Origin of the sequence: Mesorhizobium sp. M0968 (assembly GCF_040319065.1) — a bacterium.
Lineage (GTDB): Bacteria > Pseudomonadota > Alphaproteobacteria > Rhizobiales > Rhizobiaceae > Mesorhizobium.
Window position 1 is genome coordinate 63,714 of sequence record NZ_JAMYNL010000022.1, and the last position, 12,620, is coordinate 76,333.

Annotated in this window: 25 protein-coding genes; all 25 read right to left on the reverse strand. The window is 64.1% G+C overall.

Annotation, left to right across the window (positions count from 1 at the left end; all coding sequences use genetic code 11):
• Positions 1-2: 2 nt before the first annotated feature.
• The 25 genes from NKH67_RS26890 to NKH67_RS27010 all read right to left on the reverse strand — a co-directional run bounded on the left by NKH67_RS26890 (position 3) and on the right by NKH67_RS27010 (position 12,561).
• A complete protein-coding gene (locus tag NKH67_RS26890) occupies positions 3-155 on the reverse strand; it encodes a hypothetical protein (protein WP_353032093.1) in 153 nt (50 codons plus the stop codon).
• Between the two features lie 11 nt (positions 156-166).
• Positions 167-1,744, reverse strand: coding sequence for a DUF935 domain-containing protein (locus NKH67_RS26895; RefSeq protein WP_353032095.1), 1,578 nt, complete (start codon positions 1,742-1,744; stop codon positions 167-169).
• On the reverse strand, positions 1,744-3,426 hold the full coding sequence (locus NKH67_RS26900) for a terminase large subunit domain-containing protein (RefSeq protein ID WP_353032097.1): 1,683 nt from the start codon (positions 3,424-3,426) through the stop codon (positions 1,744-1,746). The genes NKH67_RS26895 and NKH67_RS26900 overlap by 1 nt, the downstream gene beginning before the upstream one ends.
• Before the next feature lie 280 nt (positions 3,427-3,706).
• The gene (locus tag NKH67_RS26905; RefSeq protein ID WP_353032099.1) at positions 3,707-4,300 is read right to left on the reverse strand and encodes a DUF3486 family protein; all 594 of its coding nucleotides are present in this window, start codon (positions 4,298-4,300) and stop codon (positions 3,707-3,709) included.
• Between the two features lies 1 nt (position 4,301).
• Positions 4,302-4,601 (reverse strand): VpaChn25_0724 family phage protein, encoded by a 300-nt coding sequence (locus tag NKH67_RS26910; protein ID WP_287151745.1) that lies wholly within the window; start codon positions 4,599-4,601, stop codon positions 4,302-4,304.
• Complete coding sequence (locus NKH67_RS26915) at positions 4,598-4,993, reverse strand: DUF2730 family protein (RefSeq protein WP_352453360.1); 396 nt, start codon at positions 4,991-4,993, stop codon at positions 4,598-4,600. The genes NKH67_RS26910 and NKH67_RS26915 overlap by 4 nt, the downstream gene beginning before the upstream one ends.
• Positions 4,994-5,230, reverse strand: coding sequence for a TraR/DksA C4-type zinc finger protein (locus tag NKH67_RS26920; protein WP_353032101.1), 237 nt, complete (start codon positions 5,228-5,230; stop codon positions 4,994-4,996).
• Positions 5,227-5,403 carry a hypothetical protein gene (locus NKH67_RS26925; RefSeq protein WP_353032103.1) on the reverse strand — a complete coding sequence of 59 codons (177 nt, stop codon included), beginning with the start codon at positions 5,401-5,403 and terminating at the stop codon, positions 5,227-5,229. Before NKH67_RS26925 ends, NKH67_RS26920 begins: the two co-directional genes overlap by 4 nt.
• A gap of 4 nt (positions 5,404-5,407) precedes the next feature.
• A complete protein-coding gene (locus NKH67_RS26930; protein WP_353032105.1) occupies positions 5,408-5,791 on the reverse strand; it encodes a hypothetical protein in 384 nt (127 codons plus the stop codon).
• Positions 5,791-6,276 carry a lysozyme gene (locus NKH67_RS26935; RefSeq protein WP_353032107.1) on the reverse strand — a complete coding sequence of 162 codons (486 nt, stop codon included), beginning with the start codon at positions 6,274-6,276 and terminating at the stop codon, positions 5,791-5,793. Before NKH67_RS26935 ends, NKH67_RS26930 begins: the two co-directional genes overlap by 1 nt.
• Before the next feature lie 109 nt (positions 6,277-6,385).
• Positions 6,386-6,760, reverse strand: a complete 375-nt coding sequence (locus tag NKH67_RS26940; protein WP_353032109.1) for a hypothetical protein — start codon at positions 6,758-6,760, stop codon at positions 6,386-6,388.
• A complete protein-coding gene (locus tag NKH67_RS26945) occupies positions 6,757-7,002 on the reverse strand; it encodes a hypothetical protein (RefSeq protein WP_353032111.1) in 246 nt (81 codons plus the stop codon). Before NKH67_RS26945 ends, NKH67_RS26940 begins: the two co-directional genes overlap by 4 nt.
• Positions 6,999-7,439 carry an ASCH domain-containing protein gene (locus tag NKH67_RS26950; protein ID WP_353032113.1) on the reverse strand — a complete coding sequence of 147 codons (441 nt, stop codon included), beginning with the start codon at positions 7,437-7,439 and terminating at the stop codon, positions 6,999-7,001. Before NKH67_RS26950 ends, NKH67_RS26945 begins: the two co-directional genes overlap by 4 nt.
• Positions 7,439-7,786, reverse strand: a complete 348-nt coding sequence (locus NKH67_RS26955) for a DUF7694 domain-containing protein (RefSeq protein WP_353032115.1) — start codon at positions 7,784-7,786, stop codon at positions 7,439-7,441. Before NKH67_RS26955 ends, NKH67_RS26950 begins: the two co-directional genes overlap by 1 nt.
• Complete coding sequence (locus tag NKH67_RS26960) at positions 7,783-8,394, reverse strand: regulatory protein GemA (protein WP_353032117.1); 612 nt, start codon at positions 8,392-8,394, stop codon at positions 7,783-7,785. The genes NKH67_RS26955 and NKH67_RS26960 overlap by 4 nt, the downstream gene beginning before the upstream one ends.
• The gene (locus NKH67_RS26965) at positions 8,394-8,651 is read right to left on the reverse strand and encodes a hypothetical protein (RefSeq protein WP_353032119.1); all 258 of its coding nucleotides are present in this window, start codon (positions 8,649-8,651) and stop codon (positions 8,394-8,396) included. Before NKH67_RS26965 ends, NKH67_RS26960 begins: the two co-directional genes overlap by 1 nt.
• Entirely contained in the window at positions 8,648-8,914 is a 267-nt protein-coding gene (locus NKH67_RS26970; protein ID WP_353032121.1) for a hypothetical protein, read from the reverse strand. Before NKH67_RS26970 ends, NKH67_RS26965 begins: the two co-directional genes overlap by 4 nt.
• Complete coding sequence (locus tag NKH67_RS26975; protein ID WP_353032123.1) at positions 8,911-9,273, reverse strand: hypothetical protein; 363 nt, start codon at positions 9,271-9,273, stop codon at positions 8,911-8,913. Before NKH67_RS26975 ends, NKH67_RS26970 begins: the two co-directional genes overlap by 4 nt.
• Before the next feature lie 5 nt (positions 9,274-9,278).
• The gene (locus NKH67_RS26980; RefSeq protein ID WP_353032125.1) at positions 9,279-9,926 is read right to left on the reverse strand and encodes a DUF3164 family protein; all 648 of its coding nucleotides are present in this window, start codon (positions 9,924-9,926) and stop codon (positions 9,279-9,281) included.
• Positions 9,910-10,242 (reverse strand): hypothetical protein, encoded by a 333-nt coding sequence (locus tag NKH67_RS26985; protein ID WP_353032127.1) that lies wholly within the window; start codon positions 10,240-10,242, stop codon positions 9,910-9,912. Before NKH67_RS26985 ends, NKH67_RS26980 begins: the two co-directional genes overlap by 17 nt.
• Positions 10,229-10,510 carry a hypothetical protein gene (locus tag NKH67_RS26990; protein WP_353032129.1) on the reverse strand — a complete coding sequence of 94 codons (282 nt, stop codon included), beginning with the start codon at positions 10,508-10,510 and terminating at the stop codon, positions 10,229-10,231. Before NKH67_RS26990 ends, NKH67_RS26985 begins: the two co-directional genes overlap by 14 nt.
• Positions 10,507-10,827, reverse strand: coding sequence for a hypothetical protein (locus NKH67_RS26995; RefSeq protein ID WP_352452851.1), 321 nt, complete (start codon positions 10,825-10,827; stop codon positions 10,507-10,509). Before NKH67_RS26995 ends, NKH67_RS26990 begins: the two co-directional genes overlap by 4 nt.
• Before the next feature lie 2 nt (positions 10,828-10,829).
• Positions 10,830-11,219 (reverse strand): transcriptional regulator, encoded by a 390-nt coding sequence (locus NKH67_RS27000; RefSeq protein ID WP_352546951.1) that lies wholly within the window; start codon positions 11,217-11,219, stop codon positions 10,830-10,832.
• Complete coding sequence (locus NKH67_RS27005; RefSeq protein ID WP_353032132.1) at positions 11,216-11,815, reverse strand: hypothetical protein; 600 nt, start codon at positions 11,813-11,815, stop codon at positions 11,216-11,218. Before NKH67_RS27005 ends, NKH67_RS27000 begins: the two co-directional genes overlap by 4 nt.
• Complete coding sequence (locus NKH67_RS27010) at positions 11,812-12,561, reverse strand: AAA family ATPase (protein ID WP_352836180.1); 750 nt, start codon at positions 12,559-12,561, stop codon at positions 11,812-11,814. The genes NKH67_RS27005 and NKH67_RS27010 overlap by 4 nt, the downstream gene beginning before the upstream one ends.
• Positions 12,562-12,620 lie beyond the last annotated feature (59 nt).

Here is a 12,620-nt window from a genome sequence, read left to right on the forward strand (position 1 = left end):
GCTCAACCGATCCTGCCCGACCACCATAGCGCCGCGAGCATCCAGATCACGATCATAGCGGCGCTGGATGCCATGCCGTGCCCATTTCGGCGTTTGGAGTTGATGAAGAAGCCGAACAGGGCGAGGAACGAACAGAGCGCGAAGAAATAGACCATCGGAGTTCCCTTCAGAGCGTGTCGTCAACTTGGCCTGCGAGCAGGGCTGCAAATGCCGATCGGGCGAGCAGCTCGGTCAACGCGGCGGCATCGAGCCCGGCAAAGCGCTTTGAAAGCAGCGCCTTCACATCGGCAACCGAGCTGGCGGCTGCGATCTCCGCGTCGAGGCCGGCGACGATCGGCGAGACCAGCTGCTCCCAATCGGCCAGCATGGCGTCCGTCGAGCGCTCGATCGCATCGCGGGTGCCGGTGCCCGCGGTGGAGTGGACCGTCTGTTCGGTCTCGCCGGGTTTCAGTGGCGGGGGCGCGTTGTCATCAGGCGGGTCAGTCGGGGCCGGACCTTTCGGTGGCACGAGCAGTTCTTCGCCCTTGGCGGGGTCTGGAAGGCCGATACGATCACGCATCGTCGACATCCCGACTTTCAAGCCCAGGGGAACAAGTTTGGTCACATTGTCGACCAACGATTTGATGTCAATCTGCTCCGGCCGACCGATCAAGATCCTCGGGTACTTCTTCTGCGGGCCGTGGTTCAAATCGACCAGCGGGCGGACGAGGTCGCGGTTGAGCGTTCCGGCGAGCTGGCGGGCGTCGGCCTTTTCGATGTCCTCCCGCACCCCATCATGGGTCTTGCCGACCGCGTGGCCGCCCGCGATCGCGTCCGTGGTCGCGGTCTGGCCGAGCACGACTTTCGACGTCTGCTGGTCGAGCCAGTCGGCGCGCTCCTTATAGAGTCCATGCGACCCCGAAATATCGGCCTTAATGAACTCGACCGCCATCGAGGCCGGCACTATGGCGGCATAGTCGACGCCGATGTTGCTCACCGCATCAAGCAGGATTTGCTTGTCCTTCTCGGATGCGCCAGCATCGTATTTGCCGAGCCGGAGCGGTTGGCCATAGGCCTCGCAGAAGATCGCCCAATCCTTGATGGTGAAGCTCTTGAACAAAAAGGTCCAGGCGACGGCGCGGGCAATGCCGCCCCGGATCGGGAGACCAGACTTGACCTTCGCCGAGTGGTAGATCCACTGATACGGATTGAGCGGCACGTTCTGGCCCGCGTCGCGCAGCAATGGCGTTTCCCCGTCGACCTGGTCGAAGACAAACCACCGCGGATCGCGCCACGCGAGCCGTTTCGGGTACCACATGCTTTCCGAGGTGTCCCACAGGATCTCGGTGCAGGAGAAGCCCTTGCCGACCGCGTCTTGGATGTCGAACAGCTCGTCCTCGAAGCCGTCTCGCTCGATGACTTCACGCACCAGGTCGGCATGCTCGACACTGGCGGCATCCTCGCCGGCCGCTTCGACGGTGATGTCTAGGCCGGAAACCTGCCGCTTGCGGACGCCAAGCACACCGGCATAGTGCGGATCGCGCTCCTCCATGTCTTCAGCCAGGGCGAGGTAACTCTCGGGATCGTTGTCGATCGACGCCCGCAAGATGCCGGCCAGCCGGCCGGGGGTGAGGCCAGCCGCCGGGTGAAGGGCATCGTGGCGCCGAACGCCGCTGCCGGTCGGAGCCGCCTGCTCGACCTTGAGGGTGGCTTTGGCGATCGGGCGGCCGTAGCGATCGACGATCCCTTTGAATTCTTCAGCCATCAGAAAATCCCACGGTTGCGGCGGGCGGATGCCATGCGGAAGCTGCCCTCGATGTCATCGGACCGGTTCCGCCACGCGCCCTCCGAACTTTCTTCAAAGCGGCTCTTGGCGATCGCTGCCGGAACATAGGCATATTCGTGCCACTGCATGCGGCTGGCGAAGTAGGCCAGGACGAGCGCGACCGCGAAATCACCGTGCCGCTTGGCGCCGGCCACGCCGACGCGCTCGGGCGGAATTGACGGAATGCCCCGGATGATCTTGACCAGGCGAAGATCCACCGCGTGCTCGGCGTCCCTGGTCAATGCAATGTTGGCGTCTTCAAACGCCGTTTTAAGCGGCGGGAAATTCTCGTTGTACCAGTTCTGGCTGAGCGTCACCTGCCAGACCAGGCCGCCCGGCGTCTGCTCTGTATGCAGGCCGAACAAGCGGCCGAGATCCTCGGAAAGGTTCATGCCGAGGCCGGTAGCGTCGATGGCCGCACCGCACAGGCGGGGCGCCGTCTTCAACATCAGCGTGGCGATTTCCTTCTGTTCTTGGAACGGCACGTTGCGCAGCTCGACGGTGAGCGCCGACTTTCGGCGCAGCAACTTGTCGATCGACAGCAGACACATGATCGCCGGGTCGGCCTTGCGCGCCGGGTCATAGCCGAAGGCGTGCTGGCGGTTCTCGTCAAGGCCGTCGAGCGCTTCCTTGATGGCGTCCACTTGCGGCGCCATCAGATGCCGGCGCTCCAGCTCGGGCCGGTGCAGGAAGTCCAACGGCAGATCGATGCGGATGACCGGTGCCTCTTCCGGCGTCAGCGTCATGCGCGCCTCTATGAGCGGACTGGTCAGCCAGGCGCCGGAGCCCATAGACGGAACGCAGAAAAGCTCCTCGTCGGCGCCGTCACCATAGAAGTCGATGATGTCCTGGCGCCATTGCGCCTCGGCTTCCGGCGACCACTCGCGGCTGGTGACGAGGCAGATGCGCTCGTAAAGCCCTTCCAGCAGCGCCTGGTCGAAATCGATCTTGAGATGGCTGTACTTCGATCGGCCGCCTAGGATGTCCTGGACCTGGACGTTGAATTCATTGTCGGCACCGTTGTGGGTCGAGCAGACCACGACCTGGCCGCCCCACATCAAATTGGCCAGCGCCGCCTTCAGCAGCTCCTTCAGGCTGTCGACGAACGCCGCCTCGTCGATGATTACCAGACCCTGTTTTCCGCGAAGAGTGCGCGGCGCCGAGGACAATGCCAGGATCTCGAAGCCGGATGCGAACTGTATACGGAAGGCTTTGATTTGCCGGGTTTCGTCCGGATGGGCGGGGTCCGTGTCATCAAACAGGAATTCTTCCTGGGCGACAGCAGCATGCGCGAACGCACGGGACCACATGGCGCAGGCGTCGATGAACTCGCGCGTCATCTCCTGCGAATAAGAGATGTACATGGCGTCCATGCCGCCGGCATCCTTGGCCCGGCCGGCGCGCAGCACGGCATAGGAGGCCAGTGCCCAAGTCTCGCCGATACGGCGGCTCTTCTCGATGAACAGCACCCTTACGGCGGTGCTTTCGAGCAGCGAGACCGTGCGGCCCTGATAGCCGAGTAGCACCTTCGGCAGGCCGACGCTTTCGATGACATGGTCCAGGTTCGCCATGCTCTCGCGGCGAACCTTCTCCCATTCCTGTTTGGAGATCGGGCCGGTCATATTCCGGCGGCCCTTTCGATCGCCGCCCGCTTGCACCGATCCCAGGCGCGGCCGCAAAGCCGATCGAGCTTCACCGCCTGGAGTCGCGGCGGCGATCCGGGCGGATAGGTCCAGAACCCATTATCCCCGAACAAGCGACGATAGCGTCGATAGAGCTTGGATTTGCGCCGCCGCAGGTGAACGGAAATCGCGATCCAGTGAGGCCCGCAGATCCACTCACGGCAATCAGCCTTGCGCGTTCGCCGGCAGAACGGAACCAGGCAATGCAATCGGGCTGACATCAGTTCGCCCTCACACCAAGGATCTGCGCCTTGATCGCCTCGGCCGTATCAGCCGACATGCCCTTGGCCTTGGCCACCGTATCGACGGCCTTCTCGACATCGGCCTTGAATTCCTTCGCCACTTTGGTCCGACGATCGCTGGAAACGCTCTGCGCCTGCGTCGCCATTTTCAGCGCAGTGGCCAGCTGCATGGCGCCGATCGGCGCCAGCCCGCTCTCGCCGGCATCGGTCAGCAGCTCGAATACCAGCGTCTTGATCGCCTCGGCCGCGATCAGCGTCAGATCGTCCGAGCTTTGCGCGTCGAACCGCTTGGAGATCGTAGCGGCGATCTCGCGGGTGTCCTCCAGCCGCCGCGTCATCAGCGCCAGCTTGATCGAATAGCGGTTGAACGCCGAAAAGGAGGGGATGACGAATTCCAGCTCGCCTTTGTGCTCGGCCTGCAGGGCCTGCATCTTCAGGAAGAATTCTTCGTAGATCTCGGTCTGGGTGCGCTCGCGGTCCTGCAGGGCGGTCGCCGCCCAGGTGATGATCGGGCCGCACTCCTCGGGCAGGCGCTCGATCGCCGAAAGCTGGCCCCGGCCTTTGCGCGCCATCTCAGGCCTCCGGCGACGGCCGCGCCACGCCTTCGATGATCGCCCGCCTTTCGACATGGTCGATGCCGCTGCGGGTAATGGCGGCAACCATAACGCTGCCGACTTCGGTGACCTTGACGGCGCCCAGCTCGGCGAGCTTGCGCAGCTGGGTGCGGACCCATTCGCGCGAGCGGTTATGGCCGAAAGTGTCGAGCGTCTTGGTCAGCAGCACCTCGTTGAGGCGGCCGTCCGTCTGCCGGTTCAGCTCGCGCAGGACGATCAGTCGGGCATCGTAGGTCAGGTAGGCATCAAAGTCAGTCATGCGGCACTCTTAGATCCGGTTAGCAGAAAGTTCTCCATCCGATGGACCGTGCGGGCGATGCCGTTGACAACCTCGGCCTGCTTACCCGCTTCGCCCTTGATCTCGGAGACCGCCAGGCGCAGCTCGGTGAAGGCTTTCACGTCGGGCAGGTGCTTCATCTCGCCTTCGATCGACTGGATCCGCATGCCGTGGTCTTCGACCTTCCTATCGATCTCCCCGCACTTGGCGTCGACCGACGCGCGGATCCCCTGAAAATCGTCGCCGGCCGATTTCTTGAATGCGTCGATATCGGCTTGCGCCTTCTTCGAGCCGGCCGTCAGCCAGACGTAGACCACCGTCGCGAGCGACAGCAGGGGCGAGGCGAGCGAGATCCATGTAACCAGGTCTTCCATCTAGGCGCGTCTCCGGCTCTGTCGTTCGATGAAGGTTTCGCAGTCGATGCACCTGGTGGCACGCGGCATCGCGTGGCGTCGCGCATCGGGGATACGCTCTCCACATTCGCAGAACGGCGAGACCTCTTCGGCCTGGTATTGCGCCCTGATCGCCGCCTGGATGCGGCGGACGCCGGCTTCGCACTCCTGCTCTATCCGGCGCTCGGCCAGGTCGATCGCTGCGTTACCGGCCGTCATGGCTTGTCCCACTCCGCGACCTTGGCGAGGCGGGTAGAGCAAACATCTCGCGCCGCACCGTTGACATCGCCACGTTCGACGAAATCGCCGACGGAGGCAGGTCCGCCGAGCTTCCACCAATTCGGCGGGGAAGGGATCAGAAATGCCGGAGGGATGCGTTCCTTGACGGTCATCACTTTAACGAGCACCTGCGGCTTTGGGCTTGTCGTACAGCTTCCGCAAATCAGCAGGCACAGGCAAAGCGAGGAAGTTCCGAGTATCCGCATTGGCTTCTTTCAGGGCGACCAGCGCCGCGTTGTTGTCGATGAAGGCCTGGTTCGCTGCCGCGATCTGTTCCGCGAGATCCGCAGTCAGCTTTGCGTCTGCGGCGGCTTGCGCCTGCAGGCGGCCGATCGTCGCCTGGTTGGCGTCGTTCACGTCCTCGGCAACTTTCAGGTCGGCCTTGGCTGCGCGCTCGGCGGTCTGGGCATCGCGTGCCTCGACCTTGTAGTGGTAGGCAACCAGGCCGAGGCCCATGAAGGCCAGCACGACGAGCCCGAGCATGATCAGGCGCGCCTGCATCAATGCGAGCCCTTAAGGCAGTACTGCTGCTCCAGGGCTCGGCGCTTGATCAAGCCCTTGAGCACCTTCCCGCCGGCATAGACGAACTTGCCGATCTCCTGGCAGGCGGCCTTGACGTTGCCGATGCGGAGGTACTTTGCGGCCGTGCTTTGGCAGAATGTGGCGTTGCCGAGATTGTAGGAGAAGTCGTTGAAGGCAGTCTGGACGTAGACGTCGAGCTGCTCATAATTGGCGACACATTTGGCGTTGCCCTGCTCGTAATGAGCCATGCGCTTCGTCAGCAGCGCGCGACATTGCTCCTCCGAAAATTTCCGGCCGATCATGTCCTTGGCGTTCTGCGTCTCGCCATAGCAATAGGTCAGTACGCCGACCGGGTCGCGGTAGACGTAGCCGCGATAGCCTTCCTGAGGCGCGGCCATGGTGGCTGCTGCGGCGATGCCGGCGGCAACCGTCGCCGCTGTGCCAGTGGTTCTGATCGCGCCCATGGGAAAGGAGTCTCCGCCTGTGAAATCGGCCGGGAGAGGTCCCGGCCATTTCGCAACACCATGCCTTTGGCGGCAGGCGGCAATCATGCCCGCTTAGGCGGGCGGCAAATCAGTTGCTGGAAAAGAGGTCGGCCTGGCGCGGATCGTGGCTGCCCTTGACGGGCTTGTCCGGCATGCGCCGGAAGAGCTTGTCCACGCCGGTTTCAGTTATCCCGAGCCGCCCGGCGATCTCGCCGTTCGAGGCGCCGTTCTCGCGATACTGCCGTGCCCGAAGCTCGCGGGCAAGAGGCACGCGGATATACGATCCGGAATAGCGGCGGGCAAGCTTCTGAGCGACCGGGGCGCCCAGGTCCTTGGCAAGGGCGGTGTCGTCGCCGGACGCCGGCACGTAGAGCCGGCGGCCGCCATAGGTTTCGGCGAGGCGCACGAAATCCGCCGGGCCAAGCATGGCCAGCAGCTCGGCGGATCGCAGCTCGTCGCTCACGCCACCTCCAACCGCAGATTGCGCATGGTCGTGGTGAGCGTCTCGCGGTTCGGGCCATGCCAGATCAGGCAGAGCGTATAGAGGCCGCTGCGGCAGCGGTAGAGTGCCGAATGCCTGGTCAGCGTCCAGTCGCAGCCCTTGGCGGCCGCAAGGGCATTGCTGGCCAGTTCCGAGGCGGCGAACGCCTCGATCTTGGCGAAGTCGATCTTGACCCGGCCGGTGAAACGTCTGCGCGTGCTCATGCTGGCTCCCACTCGATCAGCTTGCCTTCGAACAGGCCGGCGCCATGCTCGGCCTGCCAGAAGGCGCCCATGTTCCAGCGGGCCGATCCGACCCTGCCGATGCGCTTCCATCGCCAATCGCCGACATGTTCGATGCCAAAGCCGTCAGCTGCGGCGAACGCCTCGATCTTGTCGCGATGCAGCGAGCGGCCATCGATGACGATCGAGCCGATGAATTCATCCAGGAGCGGCGTGGTGACGATCGCGATCGGCCGGACCCGGATGCAAATGGGATCGGGGTCGACCAGCTTGACGCAATTGCGGGTCCGCATGCCCTGGTAGAGCTGCACCGGCTCTCCGGGCCGTGCGTGGCGCTTGCGATCGGCGCGGACAGTGTGGCGCTTGATCAGCGCCGATACCTGAGGCCCAAACATGGCCTTGAAGCTGTAGGCGACCATCAGCTCCAAATCCCCGTCGACAGATGCGCAGCCAGATAGCGGTCGCGCAGGCTGACCGGCTTGGCCGTTCCCTCGCGGCCAAGGTCGGGCCACCAATCGTCAGCGCCGAGCATCCAGAGGTGGCGCATGGCGATGTTGTTCACGACGCGATCGGCCGGCGGGTAGATCTCGATCGCCGTGGTCTTTTCACCGATCATGCGGTTCTTGATTGCCTGCAGCTCGTCCCAGGCAATCGTGCCATCATGCTCGATCGACAATAGGCCGAGCTGCCGGTCAAGGTAGATCCTGACGGCGGCGCGCCAGGCCGTTGGCCAGTCCGCGGCCTCGCGGGTGAGAATGACCCTCATGCTAGGCGCTCCTTCCTGATCTGCTCGCCGAGCCGGTTCATGACTGTCGGCCAGTCGCGGTCCGTCATCTGGTCGAGCGGCTTGGCCGTGTCCCAGACGAACTGGCGGAAGCCCTTCGGGTCGACGGCTTTCGCAACGCTCAGGCGGTGCCATTGGGCAAGTGCAATCTTTGCACCTGGAGACCGGAGCCATTCGGCCGTGTTGACGCTTTGGCTCCAGTCGACGCCGGCCTCTCGCGTCATCCAGGCTTTCAGCGCGTCGACAGCCTTGGCCGCGTCCTCGGCGTCGAGCAGGAACCGGGTGTGCTCGATGCCGGTTTGGCGCTTGACGAAGGAGAGCAGCGCGGCGTCGCGCCGATCGCGGACGATGCCGAGGTTCCAGGCGGCGATCCAGAGCGCCTGGAGCTTCTTGGCGAACGGCCCTTGAAGGCCCTTTTCAGCCGGCTTGAAACCTTGCCGGCGCTGCTCTTCGACAATGCGCAGATGCTCGCGCTCGTTCATCTCGCGCAGGCTGCGCTTGCCGGTGACACGCTGGTAGAGATCGCGCGCGGTGTCTTCGTCGAGGCCGAGCTGTTTGTTGGCGACGTGGATGGCGGACAGGGTGCTCATCACGCCCACCCCGCGATGTATTTTTCCACGGCGCCGAGCAACTGGTTGCGGTCGCCGTCCACGTCCGGCTCGTCCTCCATCACCTCGCAGACCAGCTTGGTGGCGTCGCAGAGCTTTTCCAGCACCTCGACATCGGGATGGAATTGCGAGTACGCCCATTCGCCCTCGCGGGCATAGCGCAGCAATTCGGTGACCGCCTCGGCGGCTTGGTGCGCGGCAGCGAGCGCCAGCGCCTGTCTTGCGGTAAGCGCGTTCATGGCTCGCTCCCGAAATAGGGCAGCGCCAAAGGCTTCTGCTGACCAGCGACGGACCGCTTTTTAGCCTCACGCTCGGCTTTGCGCCCTTCATCGACCTCACGATCGAGCGTCTGTTTTACTTCGCCAATCTCCTTGAGGAGATAGCCGAGCGAGGCAGGGTCGTTCACCTCGATCTCTACCTTGACGATGGCGCGCGGGCCTTTGGCTGTGGCTCCATAGCTGCGGATGCTCATGTGCCGGCCGTCGATCCAGATCGAGGTCATGGCTCGTCCCTCCGCTCGATCGGGACCGGGCCGCTACCGTGTGCGTTGAAACCGTCATCGGCCGCGATTTTCTTGCGGGCGGCCGTGCGCCAGTTCGTCAGGGCGCCGGTCGTACCGCTGGTCGAACTGGCGCGAAGGCCAGCCATTCTGACCGAATGTTCACCGGCCGGGCGGGGGTTGAACCTTGCGCCTTCCTCGTTCGTGAAGAACTCGACCAGCTTGGCCTCTGCCATGTCGTGGCGGGCGCGCCATGCCGAATAGTCGGCGTGCCTGAATTCGCCGGTTTCGGCCTTGGCGACCGCCAGCTTCTCGTCGAGTAGCGCGACGAGGCGCTCAAGAGTTTCGATCCAGAGCGTCATTGCCATCACGCCTTCGCCAGGTCGATTGTGACCGCCCGCCAGTCGGCATCCAGCCGGTCGCGTTCGTAGCAGCGGACATAGATTTTTGAGCCGACCACGCGCATGGCGTCACGGATCGCCGCCATGGCGCGCTGCCAGCGCTCGTCGCCGATGTCGAGCCGCAGCAGCATGAAGATCGCCGCGCGGTTGATCTGGCCTTCCTTGTCGGTGTTGAAGGCGCGCGTCACGATGGCGCGGATCTCCGGCCGGCTGTCGGCCGACCATTCCGTCAGGCATTCGTCGATCAGGCTCTTGGCGATCTGCAGCTGGGCACCGAAGTCGATCGTGTCGGCGACCTGCACCTGGACCTTCTTCATGCCGTCGAAGGTCATGAAGGTCTTGTTGCCCTTGGCGCCGCCTTTGGTCGCGCCGTACTCCTGGGCGAGCAGCGCCTCGAAGGCGCCGAGGTCGTTGAACGTGTGTTCCTTGAAGCGGCCGATCTGCGCGGAAAGATCGGTGGCGTAGCCGAGGATGGTGCGAACAGTTTCGTCTTCGAGCATCTCGGACGGCTTGATCATTTCGACTGGCACGAGGTTGCCCTTGGCGTCGGGCATGTAGGATTTCTCACCAACGAGGACTTTGCCGGTGGCGCGGGTTTCAGTTGCTGCTTGCATGGTCATTCTCCTGTTGGATCGGGATCGGGCGCATGAAGGCCAGCAGGTCGCGCACGGCGGCCATCTGCAGGACAACATGCTCAAGGTGTTCGGCGTCGGCCTCGACGTTCCAAGGCATCGTTCTTTCAAGGGCCGAGACCAGCAGGCTGGCTTCAAGGGCGATTGCCCACAGCCCTTCCGTGGCCATCGCCAAAGCCAGCACCTCGGCGGTAGTGGCTCGGACCGCGTTGCGCTCCGGATCGGCAACGATGCGGCCGCATAGGTCGATCATGTCGAGCTTGGCCACAGCGGCCTTGAGCGCTTCACTTGCGGGCATTGGAGTGCCTTTCCAGAATGGTCCTCAGGCGCTTGGCCGAGCGCTCCAGGGCCTTGCGGGCCGGTATCTCGCCCGGCCCGAATTTCGCCTGCTCAAGCTGGTCGACCGACGCGCCAACGTCCCGGCAGGCCCGCATGATGAGTTGGTCGCGTGTCGACCGTTTCGCAGGCTTGGACGCTTCGATCTCGGCATCGATCAACGGGATGATCAGGTCAGCGAGCCGCTGTGCGCGCGACTTGGCCTCCTTGGGCGGTACCGTCATCGTCATGCCGCACCTCCCGGCCGGCCGTCCGAAAACGGCCGCGGGATGACCGGGAACAGCCGCACATTCGACCCCGGCCGGCACGCCGCTTCGGCGATGCGGTCGGCCTCGGCCTCGCGCTCTGCCTGCGCCTGGTCATTCCAGACCTTGCAGCTCAACCGATTCTCGATGTCGCGGGCTTTCCCGCGAAGTTCCTTGATGCATTCGCAGAGAACGCGGGCGTCCTCGGGATCGAGGATGCGGGGCTCGTGCTGGTAGTCGGAAATCAGGTCGCGCAATTCGGACAGGCCGTCCGAGAGCGCCAAAGACATTCTTTCGCCCATAGCTATTTTCTCCTTTGGGGGCAGGTTTTGCAGGCGTGGAAGAGCTGGGCGCGGTGCCGCGACGTGGCGCGGAACGGCTCCTTCTGTTCGGTCAGGCAGCGGTCGCGGCCGATCTCGCCGAGCACCGGGCATTCGACGGTGGCGGCCATCAGGGCGCCGCGCACCATCTGCTCGACACGGGCGACATCGCCCAGATACTTGCCGCTGATGATGGTCGAGACGGCCGAGCGGCTGTAGCCGATGCGCTGGCCGGCGACGCCGAGATCACTGGCATCGGCAAGCCGGGCCAGCTCGTCCAGCCAGTCGGGCAGCGGCGAGCCGTGCGCGACCATGGCCTTTTCGACAAACGACTGGCCGTCCGGCCGGCTGTGCTTGACAGGGCCTCGGTTCATGGCTTCGCCTCGCTCGCGACGGGACGGCCGATGACCGTTTTGCTGTTCGGATCGAACACCATTTTGGTGGCGAGGATCTTCGGTGCCTGCAGGCCGAGATTGTGCACAAGCCGATAGCGCCCTGGGCTGCCGGCCACGACGCCAGCGGTAGACAGCGCGTAGAGATACGCTTCCACCGTCCGCCGAGGCACGTCAGGGCAATTTTCTGCCATGTCGGCAAGGCTGAACACCTTGGCCATCTTGATCGCGCGCCAGACCTGCTCGATGGCTGTCTCGGGCGGGGTCTTGCCGTCCGGCGTCAGCCGGGGTGCTACGGCCGGCCGCTTGGCCAGGCGATAGACGACGGTCGCCGGGAGATTGGCACCGCCGCCATGGCTGGCGGTCTTCTGCTCGACAACCTCAGCAATGCCCGCGAGCCGAAGCTTGCGGACATATCTGCCGACCGCCTGCGTCTTGACGTTCGTTCGATCGCAGATCTGCCGCACCGTCCAGGGACCGCCGAGATCGAGATCGCGGATGATCGACCAGTAGCCGGCCTCGCCGCGCGGCACTGCGATGCTGATCTGCACGATATCGAGGATGGATCGCCCGCTCATGCGAACTTCCTCGGGGTGAATTTCGGCGTGCTGAAGATCGCGACGGCACCGCCGAAAGCGGCAAGGTCGATCTGTTTCGTTCCGAGTATCTGGCTGGCCTCAACCACCTTGGTCAGGTTGACGACGATGCGGCGCGTGTTGCCCTTGGTCTTGTCGAGAATAGCGGCGGCCAGATCGCTGGCGATCTCGATGCCGGGGCAGCGATTGGCGGCAAGCAGGCCAAAATCCTCGGCGTCGCAAGGCACGGCCGACAGCCACTCCAGCACGCGGTTGTGCACGCGCTCGAACTCCTCGAGATATTTGGGCAGCATCTCCTCGCCGATCATGACGACCGGCGCGCCCGACTTGTCGGTCAACTCGCGCAGCAGGTCGACGAAGCGCTTCTTGGCGACAAAGTGCGCCTCGTCGATGATCAGCGGCCGGCGCGGTTCGGCCACCATCAGCATGATGGCGTCGGTCTTCAGATCCTCGATCGAGCCGCGCGGGCGTGTTTCGCCCAGCTCGATCAGGATTTGCGAGAGCAGCGAGCGCGCTGTGGTGAACTGGCCGCATTCGACATAAGCCGCCCGGTAGCGATTGGCGCCATAGATACCGGATTTGGTTTTGCCCCAGCCGGACGGGCCGGAGAACACGGCGAGCCCCGGCAGGTCGGGGTCGCGGTCGACCATCTTGGCAAGCAACGTCGAAAAGGCCGCGACGTTCTTCAATGGCGCCGGCCGGTTGACTTTCAGTGCTTCGTTCATCATTTTCCTCGTTGTGCTGTGCCGCTTCGGCGGCTGTTCTTGGCGGAGAGCCCGGTTTGCAG

Coding starts and splice junctions, on each gene's coding strand:
- NKH67_RS26960 (WP_353032117.1), bottom strand. CDS start 8,394: ATGAGCACCCTGTCCGCCATCCACGTCGCCAACAAACAGCTCGGCCTC.
- NKH67_RS26980 (WP_353032125.1), bottom strand. CDS start 9,926: ATGCAAGCAGCAACTGAAACCCGCGCCACCGGCAAAGTCCTCGTTGGT.
- NKH67_RS26995 (WP_352452851.1), bottom strand. CDS start 10,827: ATGGGCGAAAGAATGTCTTTGGCGCTCTCGGACGGCCTGTCCGAATTG.
- NKH67_RS26945 (WP_353032111.1), bottom strand. CDS start 7,002: ATGAGCACGCGCAGACGTTTCACCGGCCGGGTCAAGATCGACTTCGCC.
- NKH67_RS26910 (WP_287151745.1), bottom strand. CDS start 4,601: ATGACTGACTTTGATGCCTACCTGACCTACGATGCCCGACTGATCGTC.
- NKH67_RS26900 (WP_353032097.1), bottom strand. CDS start 3,426: ATGACCGGCCCGATCTCCAAACAGGAATGGGAGAAGGTTCGCCGCGAG.
- NKH67_RS26955 (WP_353032115.1), bottom strand. CDS start 7,786: ATGAGGGTCATTCTCACCCGCGAGGCCGCGGACTGGCCAACGGCCTGG.
- NKH67_RS27010 (WP_352836180.1), bottom strand. CDS start 12,561: ATGATGAACGAAGCACTGAAAGTCAACCGGCCGGCGCCATTGAAGAAC.
- NKH67_RS26890 (WP_353032093.1), bottom strand. CDS start 155: ATGGTCTATTTCTTCGCGCTCTGTTCGTTCCTCGCCCTGTTCGGCTTC.
- NKH67_RS26905 (WP_353032099.1), bottom strand. CDS start 4,300: ATGGCGCGCAAAGGCCGGGGCCAGCTTTCGGCGATCGAGCGCCTGCCC.
- NKH67_RS26950 (WP_353032113.1), bottom strand. CDS start 7,439: ATGGTCGCCTACAGCTTCAAGGCCATGTTTGGGCCTCAGGTATCGGCG.
- NKH67_RS27000 (WP_352546951.1), bottom strand. CDS start 11,219: ATGAACCGAGGCCCTGTCAAGCACAGCCGGCCGGACGGCCAGTCGTTT.
- NKH67_RS26915 (WP_352453360.1), bottom strand. CDS start 4,993: ATGGAAGACCTGGTTACATGGATCTCGCTCGCCTCGCCCCTGCTGTCG.
- NKH67_RS26895 (WP_353032095.1), bottom strand. CDS start 1,744: ATGGCTGAAGAATTCAAAGGGATCGTCGATCGCTACGGCCGCCCGATC.
- NKH67_RS27005 (WP_353032132.1), bottom strand. CDS start 11,815: ATGAGCGGGCGATCCATCCTCGATATCGTGCAGATCAGCATCGCAGTG.
- NKH67_RS26925 (WP_353032103.1), bottom strand. CDS start 5,403: ATGACCGTCAAGGAACGCATCCCTCCGGCATTTCTGATCCCTTCCCCG.
- NKH67_RS26985 (WP_353032127.1), bottom strand. CDS start 10,242: ATGCCCGCAAGTGAAGCGCTCAAGGCCGCTGTGGCCAAGCTCGACATG.
- NKH67_RS26990 (WP_353032129.1), bottom strand. CDS start 10,510: ATGACGATGACGGTACCGCCCAAGGAGGCCAAGTCGCGCGCACAGCGG.
- NKH67_RS26975 (WP_353032123.1), bottom strand. CDS start 9,273: ATGACGCTCTGGATCGAAACTCTTGAGCGCCTCGTCGCGCTACTCGAC.
- NKH67_RS26965 (WP_353032119.1), bottom strand. CDS start 8,651: ATGAACGCGCTTACCGCAAGACAGGCGCTGGCGCTCGCTGCCGCGCAC.
- NKH67_RS26920 (WP_353032101.1), bottom strand. CDS start 5,230: ATGACGGCCGGTAACGCAGCGATCGACCTGGCCGAGCGCCGGATAGAG.
- NKH67_RS26930 (WP_353032105.1), bottom strand. CDS start 5,791: ATGCAGGCGCGCCTGATCATGCTCGGGCTCGTCGTGCTGGCCTTCATG.
- NKH67_RS26970 (WP_353032121.1), bottom strand. CDS start 8,914: ATGACCTCGATCTGGATCGACGGCCGGCACATGAGCATCCGCAGCTAT.
- NKH67_RS26935 (WP_353032107.1), bottom strand. CDS start 6,276: ATGGGCGCGATCAGAACCACTGGCACAGCGGCGACGGTTGCCGCCGGC.